Source organism: Nitrospira sp. BLG_2 (assembly GCF_049222245.1).
Window position 1 is genome coordinate 1 of sequence record NZ_JBLYIG010000488.1, and the last position, 1,708, is coordinate 1,708.

Annotated in this window: 1 protein-coding gene; it reads left to right on the forward strand. The window is 58.4% G+C overall.

Annotated features, from left to right (window positions below):
• Positions 1-186: 186 nt before the first annotated feature.
• On the forward strand, positions 187-1,708 hold a 1,522-nt coding region (locus tag ACOSYY_RS13375; protein ID WP_421662997.1), incomplete at its 3' end, for a carboxypeptidase regulatory-like domain-containing protein.

Genomic DNA, 1,708 nt, shown 5'->3' on the forward strand with positions numbered 1-1,708 from the left:
TCGACTCCAGGAACCTCCAGTTGAATCCGTTCTGCTTTCTCTCGACCTTTCGTTTGTCGGTCCCTCCCGCGCGCCTCCTCAGAGCTAAGCACAACCGGACATGACGAGCGTCATCGACAGGCCTTTCAGGCCCGTCGATGCATGCCGTCATCTTGTTGACTCAGCCTTGAGATTCAGGAGGTCGGAATGCGACGCGGATGTGCGCTCTCTCGGACGATCTGGGCGCTGGTGGGTTTTGTCGTGGCGCTCAGCGTGCTCGCCCGCAACGTTGAAGCGTCAGAAACCGGTCCGAACGGGACCATAACGGGCACGGTTCAAAGTCAGGACCTTCGTCGGATTGATCAGGCCATTGTGCAGATCCGGGACCAGGAAGGAAACGTCGTCACCCAGGGAGTGACGAATCAGGCCGGCGAGTTCAGCGTGCAGGTGTCCAAGGAGGGCACGTATTCGGTGAGCGCCGTGCAGGAAACCTACAAGAGTGAATATGTCGTCGTGAAGGTCGGTGCGGAACCACCGGCCCCCATCACCCTCACCTTGGCGGTGACCCAGGAGATAGCGTTGGAGATCGTCTCGCCGTTACCGGCCATCCAATACAAAGCGTCCAGTTCCACGTACCAGTTGAGCCGCAAGGACGTGGAAATTCTTCCGCGTGGCAACAACAATGACGTGGCAGATGTTCTCTTGACCATCCCGAGCGTGGTGTACGGAGGGCTCAAGCAGACGCACATTCGTCAGGATCACGCCAATCAACAGTATCGCATCGACGGCATTCCGATCCCCGATACGGTGACCGGCGCGTTCGCGGACATCGTGCCCCCGCGCACCTGGGAGCGATCAGACATCATCCTGGGGGGCATGGAGGCGCAGTACGGGAACAAGACCGCGGTCGTCGTCGATATCACCAGCAAGAGCGGTACGAAGCCGGATTTCGGTTCGATCCAGGTCTTCGGCGGTTCGTATGAAACGGTCAATCCCTCGCTCGAATACGGCGGAACGATAGGCGAGAAGGTGCGGTTCTACATCATGAACAGCTACGTCACGACCAATCGGGGGCTCGAGCCGCCGATCCTCGGCCGGACGAGCTACCACAATCAAAGCGAGAAAAATAACACCTACCTCCGTGGAGATTACCAGCACGACAACAGGAACAATTTCAGCTGGATCTTTCTCGGCTCGGTAGCGAAGTATCAGATTCCGACGATCCCAAATCTGCAAGCCAACTCCGATGTTTTGGCTCTCCTCCCGGGTTTCACGCCGACGGCGTCGCAATCCGTCAACCAGTTTCAGAAGGAAAACAATCAATACAGCCAGCTAGTGTGGCGGCATGACCTGAACGCGAGTCATTTCTTCAGTTTGGGCTTCTATTTCCGGCGCGGAGTGGCGGATTTTCAGACCGACCCCCTCAATGCCCTGGCCTATGCCGACGACGTGAATACAGCCCAGACGGCGAGCCAGAAGCGGACGGCCTATTCCGGCGGGTTCCGCCTGGACCACACGTGGGTGCCCCACAGCCATCATCTGGTCAAGACGGGCGTCCAGTTCGACTACAGCAAGGCGAATAACAGTTCGCAGATGTACGCCTTCGGCACCGGGGGCGGCGCGCCGGCCGGACCGGTCCTGACACTGGACGCGTCCAACCAGAATGTTCAGACCAGGCAGGAATTCTGGATCCAGGACCAGTGGACATTGAACGACCACTGGACATTCA